At 67.3% G+C, this 20,866-nt stretch carries 25 protein-coding genes and 2 riboswitches; of the genes, 9 read left to right on the top strand and 16 right to left on the bottom strand.

Features of this window, described 5'->3' with window-relative positions:
- Positions 1-78: 78 nt before the first annotated feature.
- Positions 79-1,269 carry a deoxyguanosinetriphosphate triphosphohydrolase gene (locus ACWPV3_RS07865; RefSeq protein ID WP_453977511.1) on the bottom strand — a complete coding sequence of 397 codons (1,191 nt, stop codon included), beginning with the start codon at positions 1,267-1,269 and terminating at the stop codon, positions 79-81.
- A 142-nt stretch (positions 1,270-1,411) separates the two neighbouring features.
- Here ACWPV3_RS07865 and erpA point away from each other — a divergent pair, with 142 nt between their 5' ends.
- Positions 1,412-1,729: an iron-sulfur cluster insertion protein ErpA gene (gene erpA, locus ACWPV3_RS07870; RefSeq protein WP_453978512.1), complete on the top strand. Its 318-nt coding sequence runs from the start codon at positions 1,412-1,414 to the stop codon at positions 1,727-1,729.
- 76 nt (positions 1,730-1,805) lie between these two features.
- Here the strand turns inward: erpA and ACWPV3_RS07875 are convergent, their stop codons facing one another.
- Both ACWPV3_RS07875 and ispH read right to left on the bottom strand, forming a co-directional pair.
- Positions 1,806-2,045: a putative hemolysin gene (locus ACWPV3_RS07875; protein ID WP_453977512.1), complete on the bottom strand. Its 240-nt coding sequence runs from the start codon at positions 2,043-2,045 to the stop codon at positions 1,806-1,808.
- Between the two features lie 49 nt (positions 2,046-2,094).
- Positions 2,095-3,066 (bottom strand): 4-hydroxy-3-methylbut-2-enyl diphosphate reductase, encoded by a 972-nt coding sequence (ispH, locus tag ACWPV3_RS07880; protein ID WP_453977513.1) that lies wholly within the window; start codon positions 3,064-3,066, stop codon positions 2,095-2,097.
- 243 nt (positions 3,067-3,309) lie between these two features.
- On the opposite strand from ispH, the gene ACWPV3_RS07885 reads away from it, so the two are divergent.
- The 5 genes from ACWPV3_RS07885 (at position 3,310) to ACWPV3_RS07905 (ending at position 5,890) form a co-directional block, all read left to right on the top strand.
- Positions 3,310-3,675 (top strand): AtpZ/AtpI family protein, encoded by a 366-nt coding sequence (locus ACWPV3_RS07885; RefSeq protein WP_292087333.1) that lies wholly within the window; start codon positions 3,310-3,312, stop codon positions 3,673-3,675.
- 4 nt (positions 3,676-3,679) lie between these two features.
- On the top strand, positions 3,680-4,468 hold the full coding sequence (locus ACWPV3_RS07890) for a F0F1 ATP synthase subunit A (RefSeq protein ID WP_292087332.1): 789 nt from the start codon (positions 3,680-3,682) through the stop codon (positions 4,466-4,468).
- 63 nt (positions 4,469-4,531) lie between these two features.
- Positions 4,532-4,756, top strand: a complete 225-nt coding sequence (locus ACWPV3_RS07895; RefSeq protein WP_292087330.1) for a F0F1 ATP synthase subunit C — start codon at positions 4,532-4,534, stop codon at positions 4,754-4,756.
- Positions 4,757-4,835: 79 nt separating this feature from the next.
- On the top strand, positions 4,836-5,375 hold the full coding sequence (locus ACWPV3_RS07900; RefSeq protein ID WP_313452250.1) for a F0F1 ATP synthase subunit B family protein: 540 nt from the start codon (positions 4,836-4,838) through the stop codon (positions 5,373-5,375).
- Positions 5,375-5,890, top strand: coding sequence for a F0F1 ATP synthase subunit B (locus ACWPV3_RS07905; protein WP_453977514.1), 516 nt, complete (start codon positions 5,375-5,377; stop codon positions 5,888-5,890). The genes ACWPV3_RS07900 and ACWPV3_RS07905 overlap by 1 nt, the downstream gene beginning before the upstream one ends.
- A gap of 78 nt (positions 5,891-5,968) precedes the next feature.
- Here ACWPV3_RS07905 and ACWPV3_RS07910 read toward each other — a convergent pair whose 3' ends face one another.
- From ACWPV3_RS07910 to ACWPV3_RS07920, 3 genes are all read right to left on the bottom strand, one after another.
- Positions 5,969-6,436, bottom strand: coding sequence for a DUF6789 family protein (locus ACWPV3_RS07910; protein WP_453977515.1), 468 nt, complete (start codon positions 6,434-6,436; stop codon positions 5,969-5,971).
- Between the two features lie 132 nt (positions 6,437-6,568).
- Positions 6,569-6,970, bottom strand: coding sequence for a hypothetical protein (locus tag ACWPV3_RS07915; RefSeq protein WP_453977516.1), 402 nt, complete (start codon positions 6,968-6,970; stop codon positions 6,569-6,571).
- A 172-nt stretch (positions 6,971-7,142) separates the two neighbouring features.
- Positions 7,143-8,066, bottom strand: coding sequence for an SDR family oxidoreductase (locus tag ACWPV3_RS07920; RefSeq protein WP_453977517.1), 924 nt, complete (start codon positions 8,064-8,066; stop codon positions 7,143-7,145).
- A 79-nt stretch (positions 8,067-8,145) separates the two neighbouring features.
- Between ACWPV3_RS07920 and ACWPV3_RS07925 the strand changes: the two genes are divergently transcribed.
- Complete coding sequence (locus ACWPV3_RS07925; RefSeq protein ID WP_292087321.1) at positions 8,146-8,742, top strand: TetR family transcriptional regulator; 597 nt, start codon at positions 8,146-8,148, stop codon at positions 8,740-8,742.
- Between the two features lie 41 nt (positions 8,743-8,783).
- Here the strand turns inward: ACWPV3_RS07925 and gcvPB are convergent, their stop codons facing one another.
- The 4 genes from gcvPB to gcvT form a co-directional block, all read right to left on the bottom strand.
- Complete coding sequence (gcvPB, locus tag ACWPV3_RS07930) at positions 8,784-10,352, bottom strand: aminomethyl-transferring glycine dehydrogenase subunit GcvPB (RefSeq protein ID WP_453977518.1); 1,569 nt, start codon at positions 10,350-10,352, stop codon at positions 8,784-8,786.
- Between the two features lie 12 nt (positions 10,353-10,364).
- Positions 10,365-11,711, bottom strand: a complete 1,347-nt coding sequence (gcvPA, locus tag ACWPV3_RS07935) for an aminomethyl-transferring glycine dehydrogenase subunit GcvPA (protein ID WP_453977519.1) — start codon at positions 11,709-11,711, stop codon at positions 10,365-10,367.
- Between the two features lie 143 nt (positions 11,712-11,854).
- Entirely contained in the window at positions 11,855-12,220 is a 366-nt protein-coding gene (gene gcvH, locus ACWPV3_RS07940; RefSeq protein ID WP_313453139.1) for a glycine cleavage system protein GcvH, read from the bottom strand.
- Positions 12,221-12,231: 11 nt separating this feature from the next.
- On the bottom strand, positions 12,232-13,344 hold the full coding sequence (gene gcvT / locus ACWPV3_RS07945) for a glycine cleavage system aminomethyltransferase GcvT (protein ID WP_313453141.1): 1,113 nt from the start codon (positions 13,342-13,344) through the stop codon (positions 12,232-12,234).
- A gap of 55 nt (positions 13,345-13,399) precedes the next feature.
- Positions 13,400-13,498: riboswitch (glycine riboswitch) on the bottom strand.
- Positions 13,499-13,501: 3 nt separating this feature from the next.
- Positions 13,502-13,597, bottom strand: a riboswitch (glycine riboswitch).
- Between the two features lie 156 nt (positions 13,598-13,753).
- Between gcvT and ACWPV3_RS07950 the strand changes: the two genes are divergently transcribed.
- Positions 13,754-14,725: a class 1 fructose-bisphosphatase gene (locus ACWPV3_RS07950; protein ID WP_313453142.1), complete on the top strand. Its 972-nt coding sequence runs from the start codon at positions 13,754-13,756 to the stop codon at positions 14,723-14,725.
- Positions 14,726-14,740: 15 nt separating this feature from the next.
- Positions 14,741-15,370, top strand: a complete 630-nt coding sequence (pncA, locus tag ACWPV3_RS07955) for a bifunctional nicotinamidase/pyrazinamidase (protein ID WP_313453143.1) — start codon at positions 14,741-14,743, stop codon at positions 15,368-15,370.
- 131 nt (positions 15,371-15,501) lie between these two features.
- Here the strand turns inward: pncA and ACWPV3_RS07960 are convergent, their stop codons facing one another.
- The 6 genes from ACWPV3_RS07960 to lspA form a co-directional block, all read right to left on the bottom strand.
- Complete coding sequence (locus ACWPV3_RS07960) at positions 15,502-16,515, bottom strand: adenosine deaminase (RefSeq protein WP_453977520.1); 1,014 nt, start codon at positions 16,513-16,515, stop codon at positions 15,502-15,504.
- Positions 16,516-16,550: 35 nt separating this feature from the next.
- Positions 16,551-18,353 (bottom strand): arginine--tRNA ligase, encoded by a 1,803-nt coding sequence (gene argS / locus ACWPV3_RS07965; RefSeq protein ID WP_453977521.1) that lies wholly within the window; start codon positions 18,351-18,353, stop codon positions 16,551-16,553.
- The gene (locus ACWPV3_RS07970; RefSeq protein ID WP_453977522.1) at positions 18,354-19,055 is read right to left on the bottom strand and encodes a Tat pathway signal sequence domain protein; all 702 of its coding nucleotides are present in this window, start codon (positions 19,053-19,055) and stop codon (positions 18,354-18,356) included.
- A 105-nt stretch (positions 19,056-19,160) separates the two neighbouring features.
- The gene (locus ACWPV3_RS07975; RefSeq protein WP_453977523.1) at positions 19,161-19,604 is read right to left on the bottom strand and encodes a PaaI family thioesterase; all 444 of its coding nucleotides are present in this window, start codon (positions 19,602-19,604) and stop codon (positions 19,161-19,163) included.
- An 80-nt stretch (positions 19,605-19,684) separates the two neighbouring features.
- Positions 19,685-20,248, bottom strand: coding sequence for a DUF3035 domain-containing protein (locus ACWPV3_RS07980; protein WP_292087303.1), 564 nt, complete (start codon positions 20,246-20,248; stop codon positions 19,685-19,687).
- A gap of 73 nt (positions 20,249-20,321) precedes the next feature.
- Positions 20,322-20,849 carry a signal peptidase II gene (gene lspA / locus ACWPV3_RS07985; RefSeq protein WP_292087302.1) on the bottom strand — a complete coding sequence of 176 codons (528 nt, stop codon included), beginning with the start codon at positions 20,847-20,849 and terminating at the stop codon, positions 20,322-20,324.
- Positions 20,850-20,866: the final 17 nt, after the last annotated feature.

Below are 20,866 nucleotides of genomic sequence, written 5' to 3' on the forward strand. Positions count from 1 at the left end.
GTCACGCTCCGCCGTCTGTCCGGCGCCGCGAATCGCGCGCCGAACGCCTAGTCTACGCCCCCGCGTCCATCTTTCGAATCACAGATCGAGCGCCAGGTCGAGGCTGAACAGCTTCTGGTGCACCTCGATGGCGTAACGGTCGGTCATGCCGGCGATATAGTCGCAGACCGCGCGCGAGCGCTGGGTTCGGTCCTCGGTCAGGGCCGGCGCGCCCCATTCCGGCGGCATGACCTCGGGCTCGGCCATGAACAGGGCGAACAGTTGCGACAAGACGCGCCGCGCCTGGCTGCGGGTGCGATTGACGCGATAGTGACGATACATCCGCTCGAACAGGAACCGTCGTAGGATCGCCAGATCCGCATGCATGGGCCGCGAGAAATCGACCAGGGTGCGGCTGGCGGTCCGCACGTCCTCGGTGTTGACGATCCGGTCGTCCTCCAGCCGCCGTGCGGTCTCGGCCAGGACGTCCTCCACCATCGCCCCGATCATCCGCCGAACCGCCTCGATGCGCAGCATCCGGTCGTCGATGGCGGGCCAGTCTCGCCGCACCTGGGCCAGCATCGGTCCGATCAGCGGCACCTCGGCCAGGTCCGCCAGGGTGAACAGGCCCGCCTGCACCCCGTCGTCCACGTCGTGATTGTTGTAGGCGATGTCGTCGGCGATGGCCGCGCACTGGGCCTCCAGCGAGGCGAACGTTCCCAGCCGCAGGTCCCACCCCGCCTCGCCGCCGGCCGCATAGGGGCGCACCACCGACCAGGCTGGTTCGTCCAGCCGATGCGAGACGGGGCCGTTGTGCTTGATGACGCCCTCGACCGTCTCCCAGCTGAGGTTCAGCCCCTCGAACTGCGGATAGCGGTTCTCCAGCTCGGTCACGACGCGGAAGCTCTGGACGTTGTGGTCGAAACCGCCGTAGTCGGCCATCTGCACCACCAGCTCGTCCTCGCCCGCATGGGCGAAGGGCGGATGGCCCAGGTCGTGGGCCAGGGCGATGGTCTCGGCCAGATCGTCGTCCAGACGCAGAGCATGGGCCAGTGACCGCGCGATCTGGGCCACCTCCAGCGAATGGGTCAGGCGGGTGCGGTAGTGGTCGCCCTCGTGCGCCACGAAGACCTGTGTCTTCTCCTTCAGCCGCCGGAACGCCGTCGCATGGATGATGCGGTCGCGGTCGCGCGCGAAGGCGGTGCGGGTCCGGCTGGGCGGCTCGAAGAAGCGGCGCCCTTTGGTCTGGCTGGCCCGTTCGGCATAGGTGGCGAGTTCGTTCTGGCTCACGTCGTCAACTTTGAAACGGCTTTGATGCGGGCGGCCCTTTGCGAACGCCCGCCCGCGCCTCATATAGACAGGCGTGAGCACCGTCCAATCCACAGAACCGTCCACACCCGCCTTCTCCGTCGCCCCGCGCGCGCCGGAGGGCATCGTTCTGGCCGCCAGCGCCGCCGGGCGCCTGGCGAAGCTGGGCGCGGCCGAGGGCAGGACGCTGATGCTGCGCGTCGCTGTGGACGGCGGCGGCTGCTCGGGCTTTCAGTATCGGTTCGAACTGGTCGAAACGGCGGAGGACGACGATCTGAGGGCACAGACCGACGGCCAGACCGCCCTGATCGATCCGGTCTCCATCCCCTTCCTCAAGGGCTCCGAGATCGCCTATGTCGATGAACTGGCCGGCGCCCAGTTCGTGGTGCGCAACCCGAACGCCGCCTCCAGCTGCGGCTGCGGCGTCAGCTTCTCCATCTGAGCTTCGCCGGCGCCGCGGGATACCGGCCATTACGACCGGCGATCTCGCCAGACGACCGGGCCTTGGCCATGCCCGTCTAGGACTGCGGATGGGCGCTGCGGAACAGGGCCCACTCCTCGACCGTGCGGCCGTCGGGCAGGAAGCAGACGCCGTATTGTCCGCCGTCCGCCGCCCTGCGAATCTCGCTGCGCCCGCCGCTGTGGACACAGTATTTGGAAGCCGGGTTCGGCATGCCGATGGGCTTCGGCTGAGGCGCGGGCTGGGCGCAGGCGGCGACCGTCAGGATCGGAGCGGCGATCAGAAGCAGGCGTTTCATCATCGGATCTCGATTGGGGCGGGCCCCTGCGCCTTCATCGTCCCGGCGCCTAGACTGTCAGCAGGCGCGGCAGTTTGAAGGTCACGGTCTCGCGCGCGCCGCCGTCCTCGGTCACGGTCGCGTCGAAGCGGGTCGCGATGGCGTCGACCAGGGCCTCGATCAACGGTTCGGGCGCCGAGGCGCCGGCGGTGACGCCCACGGTCCGCACCCCCTCGAACCAATCCCATTCGACCTGGGAGGCGTCGTCCACCAGATAGGCGGCGCGGGCGCCGGCGCGCACCGCCACCTCGACCAGCCGCGCCGAGTTGGAAGAGTTCTTGGATCCGACCACCAGCACCAGTTCGCAGCCTTCGCCCAGCGCCTTGACCGCCTCCTGCCGGTTGGTGGTGGCGTAGCAGATGTCTTCCTTGTGCGGATCGGGCAGTTCGGGGAAGCGGCGCTTGAGGATGCGCAGGATGCCGGCCGTGTCGTCCACGGACAGGGTCGTCTGGGTGGCGTAGGCGAGGGGGGCGTCGCCCGGTCGCTGGAAGCGCTCCGCATCCGCCTCGGTCTCGACCAGGCTGATGGCGCCTTCGGGCAACTGGCCCATGGTGCCGATCACCTCGGGGTGGCCGGCGTGACCGATCAGGACGATGTGACGCCCGGCGGCGTGGTGGCGTTCGGCCTCGACGTGGACCTTGGACACCAGGGGGCAGGTGGCGTCCAGGAACAGCAGTTCGCGCGCGCGGGCGTTGGCCGGCACCGACTTGGGCACGCCGTGGGCCGAGAAGACGACGGGCCTGTCGTCGGGGCATTCGTCCAGTTCCTTGACGAAGACCGCGCCCATGGCCTTCAGCCGCTCGACCACATGGCGGTTGTGGACGATCTCGTGGCGGACATAGACGGGCGCGCCGAACTTCTCGATGGCCCGCTCCACGATCTGGATGGCGCGATCGACCCCGGCGCAGAAGCCGCGCGGCGTGGCCAGGCGGACCGAAATCGGGCGGCGCGCGGGTGAGGGAGCAGGAGCGGTCGAACTCATGGCCGGCAACCTAGTGGGTCGTGGACCGGATCGCCATCATCGTGGCGAGGTCGCGGCGGGGGATTCTCACGGATTTGAGAGCGACGCTTCGTCACGGCCGGGGATGGATTGGTGAAAACTCATTTCCGACAAAGGTTTAGGGGGTGCGAACGACGCCTTGACCTGACCGCCGCTCACGATTAGTTTCCGCGCCGAATTCAGACCCCGTCGCGGCTTGGCCGGGACGCTGAGCAAACACAACCCATGTCCACCCCGACGGAATCGCGCGAAGAGGCGATCAAACGCCTCAACGACCGTGCATCCGAACTGGCGGAGGCCACGGCTCCGAAGACGTCTGAGCACCTTACGGCCCAGTCGGTTTCGAGCGAGGCCTACAAGATCGTCGCCGAACTGCTGGGCGGCGTCTTCATCGGGCTGGGGCTTGGTTTCGGAGTGGACCGACTGTTCGGGACCAATCCGTGGGGGCTGATCGGCGGGGTCCTTCTGGGCTTCGCCCTGTCGATTTACATGGCGCGCCGCACGGCCAACCGGCTGATGGCGCAGGCGAAGGCGAGCGGGATCGAACCGAAATCGATCCCTTTCGACGACGAGGAAGACGAGGACCGATAGGCTTATGGCCGATCCGATTCATCAGTTTCAGATCCAGAAGATCGTCGATTTCGGCGCGGTGAATCTGCCCGTGTTCGGTCGCACCGAACTGGCGATCACCAATTCGCACATCGCCATGACGGTCGCCTTCGTGCTGATCGTGCTGTTCATGCAATTCGTCACCTCGGGCGCCAAGGTCGTGCCAGGACGTCTGCAAACGGCGGGCGAGAGCCTGTTCGACATGATCGACGGCGTCACCGACTCGATCATCGGCCATGAAGGCCGCAAATATTTCCCGTTCGTCTTCACCCTGTTCCTGCTGGTTCTGGTGATGAACCTGTTGGGCATGTTCCTCAGCTTCACGGCGACCTCGCAGTTGGCGGTGACGGCGACCTTCGCTGCCCTGACCATCCTGCTGGTCATCGGCATCGGCTTCGCCCGGAACGGCCTGGGATTCTTCAAGCTGTTCTGGCCCATGAGCGCACCCTGGTACATGCGGTTGCCGGTTGGCCTGATCGAGTTCTTCTCCTTCCTGCTGCGTCCGATCACCTTGGCGCTTCGTCTGTTTGGCAACATGCTGGGCGGCCACATCGCGCTGAAGATCTTCGCCGGCTTCGTCGTCGCTCTGGGCGCGGGCGCCATCGTGGGCGAAGGCATGGGCCTGTGGGGCCTGCCGGTCGCCGCCCTGTCCATGAGCATGGTCGTCGCCCTGACCGCGCTGGAATTCCTCGTCGCCTTCCTGCAAGCGTTCGTCTTCGCCGTTCTGGCCAGCATCTATCTCAACGATGTGGTCAACCTGGGACACGGCCACTAAGGCCGGGCTCCAGTCCGAACTCCCCGTTTTTCAACCCACCTGACTGAAACAAGGATACTCACCATGGAAGCTGAAGCCGCCAAATACATCGGCGCCGGCCTGGCCACCCTCGGCATGATTGGCTCGGCCATCGGCGTGGGCAACATCTTCGCCAACTTCCTGAACGGCGCCCTGCGCAACCCGTCGGCCGCCGGTTCGCAAGTCGGCAACCTGTTCGTGGGCGCGGCTCTGGCCGAAGCCCTGGGCATCCTGGCCTTCGTGCTGGGCATCCTGATCCTGAACGGTTAATCCGACCAAGGTTCAGGGCGGCGGCGGTCTCTAGCCGAGGCCGTCGCCGCCTTTCTGCTATTCAGAACGAACGGACATCATGGCCGCGCCCAATTCTCACGACACGCACGCCACGACCGAGGCCGAAGGCCACGGCGGCGGCCTGCCCCAGTTCCAGACCCAGCACTGGGCCGGTCAGATGGGCTATCTGCTGGTCCTGTTCTTCCTGCTCTACATTCTGATCGCCAAGGTCTTCGCGCCGCGCCTGCGCCGCGTGATGGACGAACGCCGCGACACCATTTCCGCCGCTGTCGCCACCGCGCGTCAGGTCCAGGCCGAGGCCGCCGCCCAGGCCGCCGCCGCCCAGGCCGAGGTCGCCAAGGCTCGCGCCGACGCCCGCGCCACGGCCGCCGCCGCCAAGGCCCGCGTGACCGAAGAGGCCAACGCCCGCCAGGCCGCCGAGGAAGCCGCCGTCAACGCCCGCATCGCCGAGGCCGAGGCCGCCATCGGCAAGACGCGCGACGCCGCCATGACCAATGTGTCGACCATCGCCGCCGATGCGACGGCCGCCATGGTTGAACGCCTGACCGGCAAGGCCGCCAGCGCCGCCGAACTGGCCGCCGCCAAGGGAGCCGCCTGATGAACCTGATCTTCGAACCGGGCATCTGGAGCTTCGGCAACCCTGAAATCTGGGTCGGCATCGGCTTGCTGATCTTCTTCGGCATCCTGATCGCCGCCGGCGTGCCCAAGCTGGTCGCCGGCCAACTGGACGCCAAGGCCGCCAAGATTCAGGCCGACCTGGACGAGGCCGCCCGTCTGCGCGCCGAGGCCGAAGCCTTGCTGGCCCAGATCCGTCAGGAGAAGGTCGAGGCCGAGGCCCAGGCCGCCGAAATGATGGCCCAGGCGGAAGCCGACGCCCGCCGCCTGGAAGTCGAGACCAAGGCCAAGCTGGAAGAGACCCTGGCCCGTCGCCAGAAGATGGCCGAGGCCCGCATCGCCCAGGCCGAGGCTCAGGCCTCCGCCGAGGTCAAGGCCGCCGCCGCCGACCTGGCCGCCAAGTCGGCCGAGCAGATCCTGACGGCCCGCGTCGCCGGCCAGGCCAAGGATCCGCTGCTGGACGCCGCCATCGGCCAGATCGGCGATCGCCTGAACTGATCAGGGTTTCGCAGTCCCGGAATGCAGAAAGGGCCCCGGCGACGCCGGGGCCCTTTTTCGTCGGCGGTCTCGCCAGCCTCAGTGGGCGTGGGCGCCCCCGACATAGACGGCGCCGCGCTTCTCGCGCGCTACCAGCCGGGCGTAGACATTGCCCAGCACGATGCCGAACACGGCATGGGTGATCAGCAGCCAGGCGATGGTGCCGAAGCCAGAGCCCGCCGTAAAGGTCCGGTAGTTTCCGAAGGCCACCACGCCGATCATCATCAGCACCCAGGCGCCGACGGCGAAGACGATGCCCTTGGTTTCGGGCGTGTCCGTCGGCAGTCGGGGACACAGGACGCCGAACAACGGTCCCAGGATGAAGACCCCGCTGACCAGATGTATTGCCCAGCCGACGGCCAGATTGCCCGGCATGCCGACCATGCTGGCGATCACCCCCTGAAAAGGGTCGAACCAGTTCAGGAACAGGTTGGGGATTTCCAGCAGCGATGCGACCAGGGTGGCGGCGGCGCCGGCGACCATGCCTTTTTGTACGCGTGACATCATGACCTTAGCGCCTCCCAACGCTGTTGTGGTTCTCTGATAACGCGACGACAGGATACGCCTGAGTTGGGAGAGCGGCGTTCACGTTCCTGTGGTTAGCGGTTGCGACAACGCAACCGCGAGATCAAGCGTCAGCTAGCGGAAAAACTTGCGGAAATACCGGCGCAGACCTTTTCGCGTCCGCATCAGACGGCGGCGCCGGCGTTTCAGCACGACCTTTTCGGCCCGCAGCGCCTGTTGCCAGAACACCGGCGCGATTTCCGGCTTCTTCCGCATCAGGCGGCGGAAGGGATAGACCCAGCGGGGGCGGGCGTACTGGGCGCGGATGAATTGACGTTTGGCCCAGTAGGATCCTTTCAGGATCATCATCAGGCCGACGGCGATGACGGGCACGCCGCCCGGACCCGGCAGGGGCGCGATCAGCACGCCCAGCAATACGACCAGCGCGCCGCCCATCATCAGGGCCCACCGTTTGAGACCACGCAAGGGCCGTCGCGCGCGGGAGGATCGGGGCATGAAGACGGGCAGGGTGGTCAAGGCGGCGCCGGGGAAGCGGAGAGGAAGGTGCTAGTGACAACGGCCGCCTCGGCCGCGCGATCCCTCGTCGGGAAAGGAAAGGGCGACCATGGCGACGTTGTCACAACCCCCTAACAACCTGCTTCGATGGCGGATCGGTGTCCGGCGAATGAAGCTTTGGTCATCTTCGGCCTCAGCCGAAGGCTACGCCTGTCATCTGCTCCGACAGCGACCACAGACGACGGGCCGTTTCGGCGTCGCGGGCCTGGGGCCGGATTTCGGCGCGACCGGGCTGGCCCTTCATCTCCATGAAGCCGGTGGGACCATAGTAGCCGCCGGGCGTCGCCTCGGCCTGGGTCGCGGCCATCAGGATCGGCAGAGCGCCTTGGGCGGCCGAATGGCTGGCCAGCGGCGCAAGGGCGGTGCTGACCCTGGCGAACAGACTGGTCGAGCCGCCGGCGTGGCCGTTGGCGATCAGGTCGGTTCGGGCGAAACCCGGATGGGCCGCCACGCTGGTCAGGCCCCAGCCGTGGGCGTCGCTGCGTCGCTGAAGCTCCAGGGCGAACATCAACATGGCCAGTTTCGACTGCTGATAGACCGGCCAGGGACGGTATCCGGTCTGATAGTTCAGGTCGTCCAGACGGATGCGGCCGCCCCTGTGGGCGATGCTGGCCAGTTGCACCACACGCGCCCGCCCGGCGCTCAGCAGCGGCAATAGCCGCCCCGTCAGGGCGAAGTGCGAAAGATAGTTGGTCCCGAACTGCATCTCGAACCCGTCGGCCGTGGTCTGGCGCCGCGGCACGGCCATGACGCCGGCGTTGTTGATCAGGATGTCGATGGGCCGACCGTCCGCCAGTTGACGCTCGGCGAAGGCGGCGACGGAGGCCAGGCTGGCCAGATCCAGCGCATCGAACCGCACCTGGGCGTTCGGGAACCGTGCGCGGATCAGCCGTTCGGCCTCGGCCCCCTTTTGCGGATTGCGGGCGGCCAGGATGACCTCGGCGCCCTTGTCGGCCAGCACCAGAGCGGTTTCCAAGCCCAGGCCGCCGGTCGCGCCGGTCACGATGACCCGCTTGCCGGTCTGATCGAGAATATCGTCTGTGGTCCAGGTCGTCATGGGGCTATCCTGTTCGTGAAAAGAGTCGTCGTGAAGGGCTCCGGCTTGCATATCTGCAGCCGGTGCAAATATGCAATAAGTGCAAGATAAGATTTCCGACACGGACCGGGGCCTGCGCGACCGCAAGCGCGCCAACACTCACGCCCGTATCCAGGCCGAGGGCCTGCGCCTGTTTCTTGAGCGGGGGTTCGAGGCGACCACTCTGGACGAGGTGGCCGAGGCCGCAGAGGTGTCGCGCCGCACCCTGCTGAACTATTTTGGCTCCAAGGAGGAGATCGTCCTGTCGGCCAAGGCCGGTTTTCCGCAGCAGGTGGCCGACGCCGTCGCCGCGCGGCCGGCGGACGAACCCCTGCTGGACATGGTGGAGAATGCGCTGCTCGATCTGGCGCGGCAGCCTCTGTCCGACGAGATGAAGGCCGTCGCCGTCCTGATCCACGCCACGCCCTCGCTGATGGCCGGGGATCAAGCGAAATATGCCCAGGTTGAGCGGTTGCTGGCCGAGGCGCTGGCGAAGCGCAAGGGGCTGGCGCCGGACGACATCGCCTGTCGCGTCGTGGCGGGCGCGGCGGTCAGTATCCTGAAACTGTCGGTCGACGCTTGGCTGGCCCAGCCCGACGCGCCGCCCGAGACGTTCGGCCGCGCCGCCTTCGCCGCCTTGAGACAGGCGGCGGGATAGGTCCCGGGGGCGAACCCCGGGACCACAACCGTCGTCGGCGGTCAGGCCGCCTGGTTCGACCCTTCCGGCGCCGTCCAGCGCAGCACCGGGGAGCGGGCGGCGCGGGTTTCGTCCAGACGACGCATCGGGGCATGGAAGGGCGCGCCCTTGAAGCGATCCACGTCGCCCGCCTTCGCCGCCTGGGCCAGCAGGCGCATGGCCTCGATGAAGCGGTCCAGTTCGGCCTTGGACTCCGTTTCCGTCGGCTCGATCAACATGGCGCCGTGGACGACCAGCGGGAAATACATGGTCATCGGGTGGAAGCCCTCGTCGATCATCGCCTTGGCGAAGTCGAGCGTGGTGATGTCCGTGCCCTTCAGCCATTCGTCGTCGAACAGGGCCTCGTGCATGCAGGGGCCGTCGGGGAAGGCGGCGCTCATCAGGTCCGACAGGCGGGCCTTGATGTAGTTCGCGTTCAGGACGGCGTCCTCGGCGACCTGACGCAGGCCGTCGGCGCCGTGCGACATCATGTAGGACAGGGCGCGCACATACATGCCCATCTGGCCCTGGAAGGCGCACAGACGGCCAAAGGCTTGAACGGCCTCATCCTCCTCACGCTCGATCAGACGATAGCCGCCGTCGTCATGCACGACCCACGGCGCCGGGGCGAAGGGGGCCAGGGCCTCGGACAGCACCACCGGACCCGCGCCCGGACCGCCGCCGCCATGGGGCGTGGAGAAGGTCTTGTGCAGGTTGATGTGCATCGCATCGACGCCCAGGTCGCCCGGACGAACCCGGCCGACGATGGCGTTGAAGTTGGCCCCATCGCAGTAGAAATAGGCGCCCGCCGCGTGCGTCAGACGGCTGATTTCCAGGATGTCGCGCTCGAACAGGCCGCAGGTGTTGGGGTTCGTGACCATGATGGCGGCGACGTCGTCGCCCAGCTTGGCGGCCAGATCGGCGACGTCCACACGGCCGTCCTCGGTCTGGGCCACTTCCACCACCGAATAGCCGACGAAAGCGGCGGTGGCTGGGTTGGTGCCGTGGGCGGACGTGGGCACCAGAACCTTGCGGCGCTTCTCATGCTGGCCCGAGGCTTCGTGGGCGGCGCGGATGGCCATCAGGCCGCACAGTTCGCCATGCGCGCCGGCCTTGGGCGACAGGGCCACGGCCGGCATTCCGGTCAGGGTCTTCAGCCAGTGGGCCAAGGTGTCCATCAGCTCCAGCGCGCCCTGAACCGTCGAGATCGGCTGCAGCGGGTGGATGTCCGAGAAGCCGGGCAGGCGCGCCATCTTCTCGTTCAGGCGCGGGTTGTGCTTCATCGTGCACGATCCCAGCGGATAGATGGCCAGGTCAATGGCGTGGTTCTTCTGCGACAAGCGCACATAGTGGCGCATGGCCTCGGGCTCGGACAGGCCGGGCAGGCCGATCGGATCCTTGCGGACCAGGTCGCCCAGGTCCGAGCCGTCCGTCTTGGGTTCCGGCAGATCGACGCCGGTCTTGCCCCAGCCGTCGCCTTCGAAGATCAGGGCTTCGTTCTGCAACAGGCCGCGGCCGCCGGTCAGGGTGGCGGGCTTGGCGGCGACGACGTTCGGGGCGGTCGGGCGGCCGACGGTGTTCATGGTGCTCATGATCGGTTTCCCTTAGGCGGCCAGGACTTTGGAGAGGGACTTGGCGAGGATCTGGATGTCCGCATCCAGCGTTGTCTCGGTCGCGGCGACCAGCAGGACGTCGTCCATACCGGCGTCGGGCGCCAGGCGGCTGTAGGGCACGCCCGCCAGGATGTGATGGGCAGCCAGAGCATCCACCACCTCAGCGGCGGGTTTGGGCAGGCGCACCGCGAACTCGTTGAAGAAGCGTGGGGTGAGGACTTCCACGCCCGGAATGGCGGCCAGGGCGTCGCGTGTCGCAACGGCCTTTTCGTGGTTCAGCAGGGCCAGCTTGCGCAGACCCGTCTCGCCCAGCAGGCTCATGTGAATGGTGAAGGCCAGGGTGCACAGGCCCGAGTTGGTGCAGATGTTCGACGTCGCCTTGTCGCGGCGGATGTGCTGCTCGCGCGTGGATAGGGTCAGGACGAAGCCGCGCTCGCCGTCGGCGTCCACCGTCTCGCCGGTCAGACGGCCGGGCATCTGGCGGATCAGCTTCTCGCGCGTGGCGAACAGGCCGACATAGGGGCCGCCGAAGTTCAGGGCGTTGCCGATGGACTGGCCCTCGGCCGCGACGATGTCGGCGCCCATTTCGCCGGGCGATTTCAGCAGGCCCATCGACACGGCTTCCGTCACCACGACGATCAGCAGGGCGCCCGCGGCGTGGGCGGCCTCGGCGATCTTGGTGACGTCGGTGGCGGTGCCGAAGACGTTGGGCGTCTGGACGACGACGCAGGCTGTGTCGGGACCGATCTGGTCGATGACGGCGGCCTCGGCGTCGACGGCGGCGGGCAGGACCAGGGTTTCGACGCCGACGGCGTGGACCACGGTCTCGGTCGCCTTGACGTAATGGGGGTGGACCCCGCCCGAGATCACCGCCTTGTTGCGGCGGGTCACGCGGGTCGCCATCAGCACGCCCTCGGCCATGGCGGTCGAACCGTCATAAAGGCTGGCGTTGGCGACCGGCATGCCGGTCAGGTTCGCGACCTGGGTCTGGAACTCGTACAGGTACTGCAGGGTCCCTTGCGCGATTTCCGGCTGGTAGGGGGTGTAGCTGGTCAGGAACTCGGACCGCTGGATCACGTGATCCACCGTCGCCGGGACGTGGTGCTTGTAGGCCCCCGCGCCGCAGAAGAAGGGCACGGCGCCGGCCGTCGCATTCTTGGCGGCCATGGCGGACAGGGCGCGCTCGACCTCCAGCTCGCCCGCCACGCGGGGCAGATCGACGGGACCGGCCAGGCGCGCGTTTTCCGGCACGTCCACGAACAGATCATCGATGGATTTCGCGCCGATGGCGGCGAGCATCGCCGTGCGGTCGTCGGGCGTCAGGGGGAGGTAGCGCATGTTCTAATCCGCTCATCCCCGCGAAGGCGGGGACCTGGTGCTTTGGGCGACCGATGTGGCCGGAGGAGTTTTCCGCTCGTCCCAGCGCCGTTCTCGCGAAAGAGCTGGGTCCCCGCCTTCGCGGGGATGAGCGGAAGGAGAAATCAGAGCGTGGCCAGGAAGGCGTCGTAGGCGGCCTGGTCCATCAGGGCGTCCAGTTCGGCGGCGTCCGAGACCTTGATCCTGGCGAACCAGCCGTCGGCCTCGGCGGCCGAGTTGACGGTTTCCGGGGCGGTGGACAGGGCGTCGTTGGCCTCGACCACTTCGCCGGAGACGGGGGCGTAGACGTCCGACGCCGCCTTGACGCTCTCGACCACGGCGAAGCTGTCGCCCTTGGAGACGGTCTTGCCGATTTCAGGCACTTCGACGAACACCACGTCGCCCAGAGCGTCGGCGGCGTGTTTGGAGATGCCGACGGTGGCGATGTCGCCGTCCAGGCTGACCCACTCGTGATCCTTGGTGAATTTCATGGTCTGATCTCTCAGGCTTTGGGTTTGCGGTAATAGCGTTGCGCCACGAAGGGCATGGCGACGACCTCGGCGGCGGCGGACTTGCCGCGCACGATGACCTTCAGTTCCGTGCCCAGCGCCGCGAAGGCGGGCGGGACGAAGCCCATGGCGATGTTCTTGCCCAGGGTGGGGGAGGGGCCGCCCGATGTGACCTTGCCGATGACATTGCCGTCCATGTCGGCGATCTCGGCGCCTTCGCGGGCCGGGGCGCCTTCCTTGACGATCAGGCCGACGCGGACGCGGGAGGGACCGTCGGCCAGTTCCTTCAGGATGCGTTCAGCGCCCGCGAAGTCGGCGCGTTCCTTACGTGACTTGGACAGGGCGAAGGTCAGGGCGCCTTCAACGGGCGAGGTGGTCGGGTCGATGTCGTGGCCGTGCAGCGGCAGACCGGCTTCGAGGCGAAGGCTGTCGCGGGCGCCCAGGCCGATCGGCTTGACGCGAGCGTCTTCCAGCAGGGTGTTCCAGATGCGCTCGGCCTGGTCCGCCGGGACCGAAATCTCATAGCCGTCCTCGCCGGTGTAGCCCGAGCGGGAGACGTAGCAGTCGACGCCGAACAGCATCAGCCGGGCGGTCTCCATGAAGCCCATCTCGGCCAGAACCGGCTCGTGCGCGGCCATGACCTCGGCGGCCTCGGGGCCCTGGATGGCGATCAGGGCGCGGTCCAGCACCGTCAGTTTGGCGTCGCCCTGCAGATTGGCGGTCCAGAAGGCGAAATCCTCGTCCTTGTTGCCCGCATTGACGACGACGAACAGGCCGTCATGGTCGGGACGACCGGCCATCAGGTCGTCGATGATCCCGCCATCGGTGTTCAGCAGCAGCGAATACTTCTGTTTCCCGGCCTTCAGGATCGCATAGTCGCCGGGCACGAACCGTTCGAACTGGGCGGTCGCGTCCTCGCCGGTGATCTTGCACTGGCCCATGTGCGAGACGTCGAACAGGCCGGCGTGTTCGCGGGTCCAGCGGTGTTCGGCCAGCACGCCTTCATACTGGACCGGCATGTCATAGCCGCCGAAGCCGACCATGCGGGCGCCCAGGCGCCGGTGGGCGGCGTTCAGGGGCGTGGTTTTCAAGGTCTGATCGGTCATGGTTCAGGCTTTCACGGTCGCGTCTGGGGGCGGAGCTCCGCCGTCTTCGCGCCCCCGCTGTCCTGAAGCCTGAGAGATTCCGGCGCCGATACCATGGCGCCTTGCTCCGTCGGCGCGCCCCCAGATCCAATGAATCCTAGGCGGCTTTCCAGCGTCCGTGTGCTTCGCGGTCCGTTTGCCTGAGCGTTTCCGGGGCGGTTGCGCCTTCGGCGTCGACCCGCCGAGGCGCGCCGATCTCTCCCGCGAGAGCGAACGACCTAAGCCACCGACTCCGGTCCCAAGTCAAGCGCGGGCGCGGTTTGGCGGGGCCTGGTCACAGTTGGCGGCCTCTGCCGACCGCTCGCCCTTGCTCTCCATGCCTGCGCCCGTCAAGAACAGGGCGACCTCTTCGCTGCACCGGACCGACCGCATGACCGCCGACCGCACCCGCCTCGACGCCCACATCGCCGCTTTGGACGCGCCCGAGGGGCTGAAGTCGGTCCTGACCGTGGTCGCCGCCACCTGCGCCGAGATCAGCCGGGTCGTCGCCGGCGGCGCACTGGCGGGCGTCCTCGGCGCATCGGGCCAGATCAACGTCCAGGACGAGGAGCAGAAGAAGCTCGACGTCATGACCAACGACATGCTGACCGACGCCCTGCTGACCTGCCCCGCCGTCGCCGGCGTCGCGTCCGAGGAGATGGACGAGGTTCAGCCGGCGACCAATCCGTCCGGTGAATACCTGGTGCTGTTCGACCCCTTGGACGGGTCGTCCAACATCGACATCAACGCCCCGGTCGGAACCATCGTTTCGGTGCTGCGGTCCGTCACCCCGACGCCGACCGAAGCCGATTTTCTGCAACCGGGCCGCCAGCAGGTCGCCGCCCTCTACGCCGTCTATGGGCCGCAGACCATGCTGGTCCTGACCACCGGCGACGGGGTCAAAGGCTTCACCCTGGCGGGCGACGGCGACTGGATCCTGACCCACGACGCCATCGCCATTGCGCCGGACACCAAGGAGTTCGCCATCAACGTGTCGAACCTGCGCCACTGGGCCGAGCCGGTGCAGACCTATGTGGGCGACCTGCTGAAGGGCGTGGACGGTCCGCGTGGGAAGAACTTCAACATGCGCTGGGTCGCGGCCATGGTCGCCGATGTCCACCGCATCCTGATGCGCGGCGGCGTCTTCTTCTATCCGTGGGACAAACGCGAACCAAACAAGCCCGGCAAGCTGCGCCTGATGTACGAGGGCAATCCGATGGCCTTCCTGATCGAACAGGCGGGCGGCAAGGCCACCACCGACGGCGTGCAAGCCATCCTCGACGTTCCGCCGACGCAGCTGCACCAGCGCATTCCCGTCGCCCTGGGCTCGGCCAACGAAATCGACGCCTTCGCGGGCGCCTGATCTGGAGTCTGAACCATGACCCCCGGTCCCGCCGACGCCCTTCTGGTCATCGACCCGCAGAACGACTTCTGCGAGGGCGGGGCGCTGGCGGTTCGGGGCGGGGCGCGGATCATGCCCCTTATCAACCAACTGTCGGAAAGGTTCGCCAAGGTCATCGTGACCCAGGACTGGCACACGCCAGACCAGATTTCTTTCGCCTCCAACCACCCCGGCGCGGCCCCCTTCACCGAGATCGAGGTCGCCTATGGCCGCCAGATGCTGTGGCCCGATCATTGTCTGCAAGGTTCAGTCGGCGCGGATTTCCACCCGGAGGTGAAGCCGACCCTCGACCGCGCCGTCGCCGTGATCCGCAAGGGGTATAATCCGGCGGTCGATTCCTATTCCGGCTTCTTCGAGAACGACCACCGGACGCCGACGGGTCTGGCGGGCCTGCTGCGCGATCTGGGCGTGACGCGGGTGTTCTTGGCCGGTCTGGCGCTGGATTACTGCGTCCGCTTCACCGCCGAGGACGCGGTGCGCGAAGGCTTCGAGGCGGTCGTCATCACCGACGCCAGCCGCGCCATCGCCCCGCAGACCGAGGCCGCCGCGCTGGACAGTTTCCGCGCCTTGGGCGTCGTGGAGATCGGGGCGGAGGGACTGGCTTAGAACCCCACCTCCGTCATCCTCGGGCTTGACCCGAGGATCGGATGTTGTGCGGTCCGTGCATCAATATGGTCGCACCAGCCGCGGAGCGTTCGGCCCTCGGGTCAAGCCCGAGAGTGACGATGAAGGGGGGATCAGGCGGCGGTGGCTGCGTAAGTCTCAACCTCCGCGACCCGCGCGGCCTTGTCGGCGTCGTTCAGGAACGACCCCTCGAAACTGTTCTTCGCCAATCGCGTCACCTGGTCCCGCGTCAGGCCGACCGCCTGCGCCAACTGGCTGTAGTTGGCGTTCACATAGCCGCCGAAATAGGACGGGTCGTCCGAGTTCAGGGTGACGTGCAGGCCCCGGCGCAGCATTTCGGGCACGGGATGATCCTTCAGATCCTTGACCACGCACAGTTTCAGGTTCGACAGCGGGCAGACGGTCAGTGTCATCCGTTCGGCCGCCAGACGTTCGATCAGCGCCTCGTCCTCCATCGAACGGTTGCCGTGGTCCATCCGGTCGATGTGCAGCAGGTCCAGCGCCTCATGCACATAGGCGGGCGGGCCTTCCTCGCCCGCGTGGGCGCACAGTTTCAGGCCCAGGTCGCGGGCGGCGGCGAAGACGCGCTGGAACTTCGACGGCGGATGGCCGACCTCCGACGAATCCAGCCCGACGCCGATGAAATGATGCAGATAGGGTTTGGCCATCTCCAGCGTGGCGAAGGCTTCCTCCTCGGTCAGGTGGCGCAGGAAGCTGAGGATCAGGCCGCTGGTCACGCCCAACTCCGCCCTGGCCCGGTCCATGCCCGCGATCAGCCCCTCGACCACCACGCCGAACGGCACGCCGCGATCCGTGTGGGTCTGAGGGTCGAAGAAGATTTCGGCGTGGCGGACGTTGTCCGCCGCCGCGCGCTGGAAATAGGCGAAGGCCAGATCCTCGAAATCCCGGCGCGTCAGCAGGACGGCGGCGCCCCCATAATAGATGTCCAGGAAGTCCTGCAGGTTCGAGAAGTCATAGGCCGCGCGCACGGCCTCGACGCTATCGTAGGGGATAGCGACGCCGTTCCGCTGCGCCAGTTCGAACATCAGCTCGGGCTCCAGACTGCCCTCGATATGCAGGTGCAGTTCGGCCTTGGGCAGGCCGGCGATATAGGCGTCGAGCGACATGGGCGGTCTCCGGGAGGATTCCGCTCCAGTCTAGCCTACATCCGCTCCGGCGTGTCGATGCCCAGCAGGTTCAGCGCGATCTCCAGCTGGCGCAGGGCCGCCGCCGACAGGGCCAGGCGTGAGCGTTTGGTGGCCTCGTCCGGCGCGACCAGCACCGGGCAGGCGGCGTAGAATTTCGAGAAGGACTGCGCCACGCGATAGGCGTGTTCGGCCACCAGATGCGGCATCCGCTTGTCGTAGGCGTCCGAAACGGCCGTCGAGAAGGCGTCCAGCGTCAGGGCCAGGTCGCGTTCGGCCGGTTCGGCGATGACGATGGGACCGGGGGCGACGCCCTGTTCGGCGGCTTTGCGCAGCAGGGATTTGATCCGCACCGCCTGATACAGCAGATAAGGCCCGGTCTTGCCCTCGAAGCTCATGAAGCGGTCGAGGTCGAAGACGTAGGAGGTGGTTCGCGCGTTCGACAGGTCGGCGAACTTCAGGGCGGCGATGGCCACCTTGTGCGCGATGGCCTCGAATTCTTCCGGCGACAGGTCGTCGCCCAGCTTGGCCTCGTGCAGGCGTTCGCGCGCCTTGTCCGTCGCCTGATCGATCAGGTCGCGCAGCTTAAGCACCCCGCCCGCGCGGGTCTTGAACGGCTTGCCGTCCTGCCCGTTCATGGTGCCGAAGCCCAGATGCTCCAGCGACTTCTCGGGGGCGTATCCGGCCAGATAGGCGGCGCGAAACACCTGTTCGAAATGCTCGGCCTGACGTTCGTCCACGACGTACAGGATCAGGTCGGGCGACAGGGTCTTCTTGCGGTCCAGAATGGTGGCCAGGTCGGTCGTGCCGTACATGGCCGAGCCTTCCGAGCTGATGACCAGCAGCGGCGGGGGCGAGGGGGCCTCGATCACCGAACCGTCGGCCAGCTTCTTCTTGCGCGTCTCGCCTTCGCGGGCGACGTGGACCACCTGGGCGCCGTCGTCGGGGACCAGGAGGCCCGTCTCTTTCAGGTGCACCAGCATTTCGGGCATCAGGGGATCAGCGTCGCTCTCGCCGTTCCACAGGTCGAAATCGACCGACAGATCGCCGTATTCCCGCTTCAGCGCCTCTCGGCTGACCGCCACGAAATGCCGCCAAAGCGCGCGGTAGCCGGGACGGCCGTTCTGCAGTTCCGCCGTCGCCTTGCGGGCGCGGTCGCGGAAGGCCGGGTCTTCCTTGGCCTTGCCGGCGGCCTGCGGATACAGCCGGTCCAGATCGGCCAGCATCACCGGGCTTTCGGCCGGGAACGGGCCGTCGCCTTCGACCATGAAGTCATTCGCCAGGCCTTCATCGCCGCAAGCGGTGATCAGCAGCCCCATCTGGAAGCCCCAGTCGCCGAAGTGGGCGTCGCCGGTGACGTGATCGCCGCGGAAACGGAACAGCCGCTTCAGGCTCTCGCCGATGATGGCGCTGCGCAGATGGCCGACATGCATCGGCTTTGCGACGTTAGGGCCGCCGAAGTCGATGACGACCTTGCGCGGATCGGCGACGACGGCCGCGCCCGCGTGATCGGCGTCGGCGGCGACTTCCTCGGCCCGTTCGGCCAGGGCCGCGTCGGCGATTTTCAGGTTGATGAAGCCGGGACCGGCGACCTCGACCGAGGCGAAGCGCGGATCGGCCGACAGGCGTTCGGCGATCCGGCCAGCCAGTTCGCGCGGATTGGCCTTCAGCGCCTTGGCGGCGGCCAGGGCGCCGTTGGACTGGAAGTCGGCCAGGTCGGGACGGTCGGACGGGGTGACGCGGGCCAGGGCCGTATCCACGCCTTCGGCGGCGAAGGCGGCGCCGACCGCTTCGCCGAGGACGGTCTTCAGATCAGCCATTTATTCGCTCGAAGGAGAAGCAGCCGGAGCGGGGGCGGGGGCGGGGGACGCCGGGGTCGTGCCGGCGTTGACGCGGAAGCGGCTGCCCGAGCGGTTGAACTCGGCCATTTCCGGCGTGACGTCGAAACCGATCAGCACTTCGAAGCTGGCGCCGCTGGTGGTGATGGAGGCGCGCGGGATGGTGATGGTCCGCTCCTCCGTGACCGCCGCCGTGCGCTCGCCGCCGAAGTTCACCGGCAGGTCGAAATATTCCTTGGTCAGGATGGCGCTGTTCCGCTCGGTCACGGCGATCCAGTAACGATAGGTCTTCTGGTCGCCTGTCGCCTGCGGCCCGCGCCCCAGACGGAACAGCATGGAGATATCCAGACGAATCGGTTCGGCCTCGCGATAGGCGCAATCGGCCGAGACGCCTTCCAGTTCGCCGGTGTAGCCGACGTTGGAGACGGCGGCCCGTGCGCCGTCCAGTTCCACGTAACGGGCGGCGTCGTAGAGAATCTTCACATAGGGGCAGGGGCCGGCGTTGACGCGGCTGCGCAACGGGGCGAACCGTTGGGGCCTGGGCGCATCGGCGCTGTCGTCCGAGGCGCTTTGACCGCTGGGCCGGCTGCCGCCGCGCTGACGGCTGGACTGGGCGTCGGCCGCAGTGGGAACGAGAGAAACGGCGACCGCAACAGCGGCGAGGGCGGACAGAACGCGACGCATCAGCTTATTTTTCCGACAGCGAAAGGGCACGCGCGACGATCGGCGGCCGATCATGGAACGCTCGCCGCTGATAGCGGCTAAAGCGAGGCGCGGCAAACCTTCGCTTCAGCGCGCCATCACCAGGCAGGTCGAGGTGGCGGTGGCGTACAGCTTTCCGTCCACGCCCCTCAGGTCGGCCTCGGCGAAGCCGGCGCGACGGCCCATCTGGACGATACGCCCCTCGGCCCGCACCGGCACGCCGGCCGTCAGCGCCTTGTGGAAAACGGTCTTCAGTTCCAGCGTCGTATAGGTCTGGCCCGGCCGCAGCATCGAATGGACCACGCAGCCGCAGGCCGAATCCAGCAGGGTCGCCATCCAGCCGCCATGCACCGTGCCCAGCGGATTGTAGAAGGCGGTCGTCGGCACGCCCTCGAACACGACGCGGCCCTCCTCGATCTCGACCAGTTCGAAACCGACCGACCGGGCGATGGGCGCGACGAATCCGCCGGTGAGTCCCAGGCGTAGCTGCTCGATCCCGGACAGGGCGGCGATGTCTATGGCGTCGGTCATGCGAACGGCTCCGAAACAGAAGTCCGTTCACAATAAGGACGGACGCCGCCTTGGCAAGCGTCCGTCAGGCCGCAGGCGACCTAGAGGCCTGGCAGCTTGAAGCCGGTGCTGCGGCGCGGCTGGATCGTGATCTGCTGACCGCCGGTCAGGGCTTGCAGGCGGGCGGCCTCGGTCGTCGCGTCGATGGTGGTCTGCCCGTTGGTGGTCTGGCGCGTGGTCGGCGCCTGGGTCGAAGGCTCGTTCTTGCGCCAGAACATCAGGCGGTCGGCGAAGCTCTCATCCTTGTGGGCGATGTCGCCGAACTCGTCGTCGACGACATAGCGAGCCAGGGGGTCGGCCTGTTCGGCGCCGGCCTGGGCGACCAGAACCTGTTCGCCGGCGGTGCGGGTGACGGCCTGGCGCTGACCCAGCAGAATCTGGCGGGCGGCGCTTTCGGGCGCCAGTTCCTGCGGGCGCGGCTGGCCCGGCGCCGGCGGACGCAGGCCGTATTCGGGCGGCACGGTCAGCGGAGCGGTGGAGACGGTGACGAACTCGTCCGGCACGACCTTGGTCAGGCCGATGCCTTGCTTCAGGCTGCCGCAGGCGGACACGGCGAGCGCGGCGGAGGCGGCGAGGGTCAGGACGGCGACGCTGCGGATACGCATGGGTTCAGACTCTGTTCGGCGATGCACGGAGGGCGCCGGAGGCGGGCGCGTTGGCATAGTGAAGACGGGGTGATTACGACTTTTCGGGGGCCGCGCCAACCTTGGCGGCATTGTCGGACATCAGGCTGTCCAGAATCAGCAGCACGACGCCGATGGTGATGGCGCTGTCGGCGACGTTGAACACCCAGGGAAAGACGCCCGTGCCCGAGAAGTCGATGAAGTCGACCACATAGCCGAACCTGACCCGGTCGATGACATTGCCCAGCGCCCCGCCCATGACGAAGCCGATCGCGGTGATCAGCAGGCGACGATTGGTGGTGGTCGCCCACCAGGCCAGGCCGGCCGACACCAGGATGGAGAAGATGGTCAGGCCCCAGCGCGCCTCGCCGCCGCCGAACAGGCCGAAGCTGACGCCGGTGTTCTGAACGAAGGTGAAGCGCAGATAGGGCGGCAGGATTTCGGCGAACACATAGCCCATCGGGATCTGATGGATGGACGAAGCGTCCGCCAGGCCCAGCACCCAGGCCTTGGACAACTGGTCCAGCACGATGATCAGAAGGGCGAAAACATAGGCCGTAAGGGCGATGCGGGTGATCTTCATGGGCGGCGGTTAGCAGG

The sequence above is a fragment of the Brevundimonas sp. Marseille-Q4549 genome (assembly GCF_976940555.1).

Bases quoted from the DNA above. Each gene is read 5' to 3' on its own strand.
- ACWPV3_RS07875 (WP_453977512.1), bottom strand. From the start codon at position 2,045: ATGAAACGCCTGCTTCTGATCGCCGCTCCGATCCTGACGGTCGCCGCC.
- ispH (WP_453977513.1), bottom strand. From the start codon at position 3,066: ATGAGTTCGACCGCTCCTGCTCCCTCACCCGCGCGCCGCCCGATTTCG.
- ACWPV3_RS07885 (WP_292087333.1), top strand. From the start codon at position 3,310: ATGTCCACCCCGACGGAATCGCGCGAAGAGGCGATCAAACGCCTCAAC.
- ACWPV3_RS07890 (WP_292087332.1), top strand. From the start codon at position 3,680: ATGGCCGATCCGATTCATCAGTTTCAGATCCAGAAGATCGTCGATTTC.
- ACWPV3_RS07895 (WP_292087330.1), top strand. From the start codon at position 4,532: ATGGAAGCTGAAGCCGCCAAATACATCGGCGCCGGCCTGGCCACCCTC.
- ACWPV3_RS07900 (WP_313452250.1), top strand. From the start codon at position 4,836: ATGGCCGCGCCCAATTCTCACGACACGCACGCCACGACCGAGGCCGAA.
- ACWPV3_RS07905 (WP_453977514.1), top strand. From the start codon at position 5,375: ATGAACCTGATCTTCGAACCGGGCATCTGGAGCTTCGGCAACCCTGAA.
- ACWPV3_RS07910 (WP_453977515.1), bottom strand. From the start codon at position 6,436: ATGATGTCACGCGTACAAAAAGGCATGGTCGCCGGCGCCGCCGCCACC.
- ACWPV3_RS07920 (WP_453977517.1), bottom strand. From the start codon at position 8,066: ATGACGACCTGGACCACAGACGATATTCTCGATCAGACCGGCAAGCGG.
- gcvPB (WP_453977518.1), bottom strand. From the start codon at position 10,352: ATGAGCACCATGAACACCGTCGGCCGCCCGACCGCCCCGAACGTCGTC.
- gcvPA (WP_453977519.1), bottom strand. From the start codon at position 11,711: ATGCGCTACCTCCCCCTGACGCCCGACGACCGCACGGCGATGCTCGCC.
- gcvH (WP_313453139.1), bottom strand. From the start codon at position 12,220: ATGAAATTCACCAAGGATCACGAGTGGGTCAGCCTGGACGGCGACATC.
- gcvT (WP_313453141.1), bottom strand. From the start codon at position 13,344: ATGACCGATCAGACCTTGAAAACCACGCCCCTGAACGCCGCCCACCGG.
- ACWPV3_RS07950 (WP_313453142.1), top strand. From the start codon at position 13,754: ATGACCGCCGACCGCACCCGCCTCGACGCCCACATCGCCGCTTTGGAC.
- pncA (WP_313453143.1), top strand. From the start codon at position 14,741: ATGACCCCCGGTCCCGCCGACGCCCTTCTGGTCATCGACCCGCAGAAC.
- ACWPV3_RS07960 (WP_453977520.1), bottom strand. From the start codon at position 16,515: ATGTCGCTCGACGCCTATATCGCCGGCCTGCCCAAGGCCGAACTGCAC.
- argS (WP_453977521.1), bottom strand. From the start codon at position 18,353: ATGGCTGATCTGAAGACCGTCCTCGGCGAAGCGGTCGGCGCCGCCTTC.
- ACWPV3_RS07970 (WP_453977522.1), bottom strand. From the start codon at position 19,055: ATGCGTCGCGTTCTGTCCGCCCTCGCCGCTGTTGCGGTCGCCGTTTCT.
- ACWPV3_RS07975 (WP_453977523.1), bottom strand. From the start codon at position 19,604: ATGACCGACGCCATAGACATCGCCGCCCTGTCCGGGATCGAGCAGCTA.
- ACWPV3_RS07980 (WP_292087303.1), bottom strand. From the start codon at position 20,248: ATGCGTATCCGCAGCGTCGCCGTCCTGACCCTCGCCGCCTCCGCCGCG.
- lspA (WP_292087302.1), bottom strand. From the start codon at position 20,849: ATGAAGATCACCCGCATCGCCCTTACGGCCTATGTTTTCGCCCTTCTG.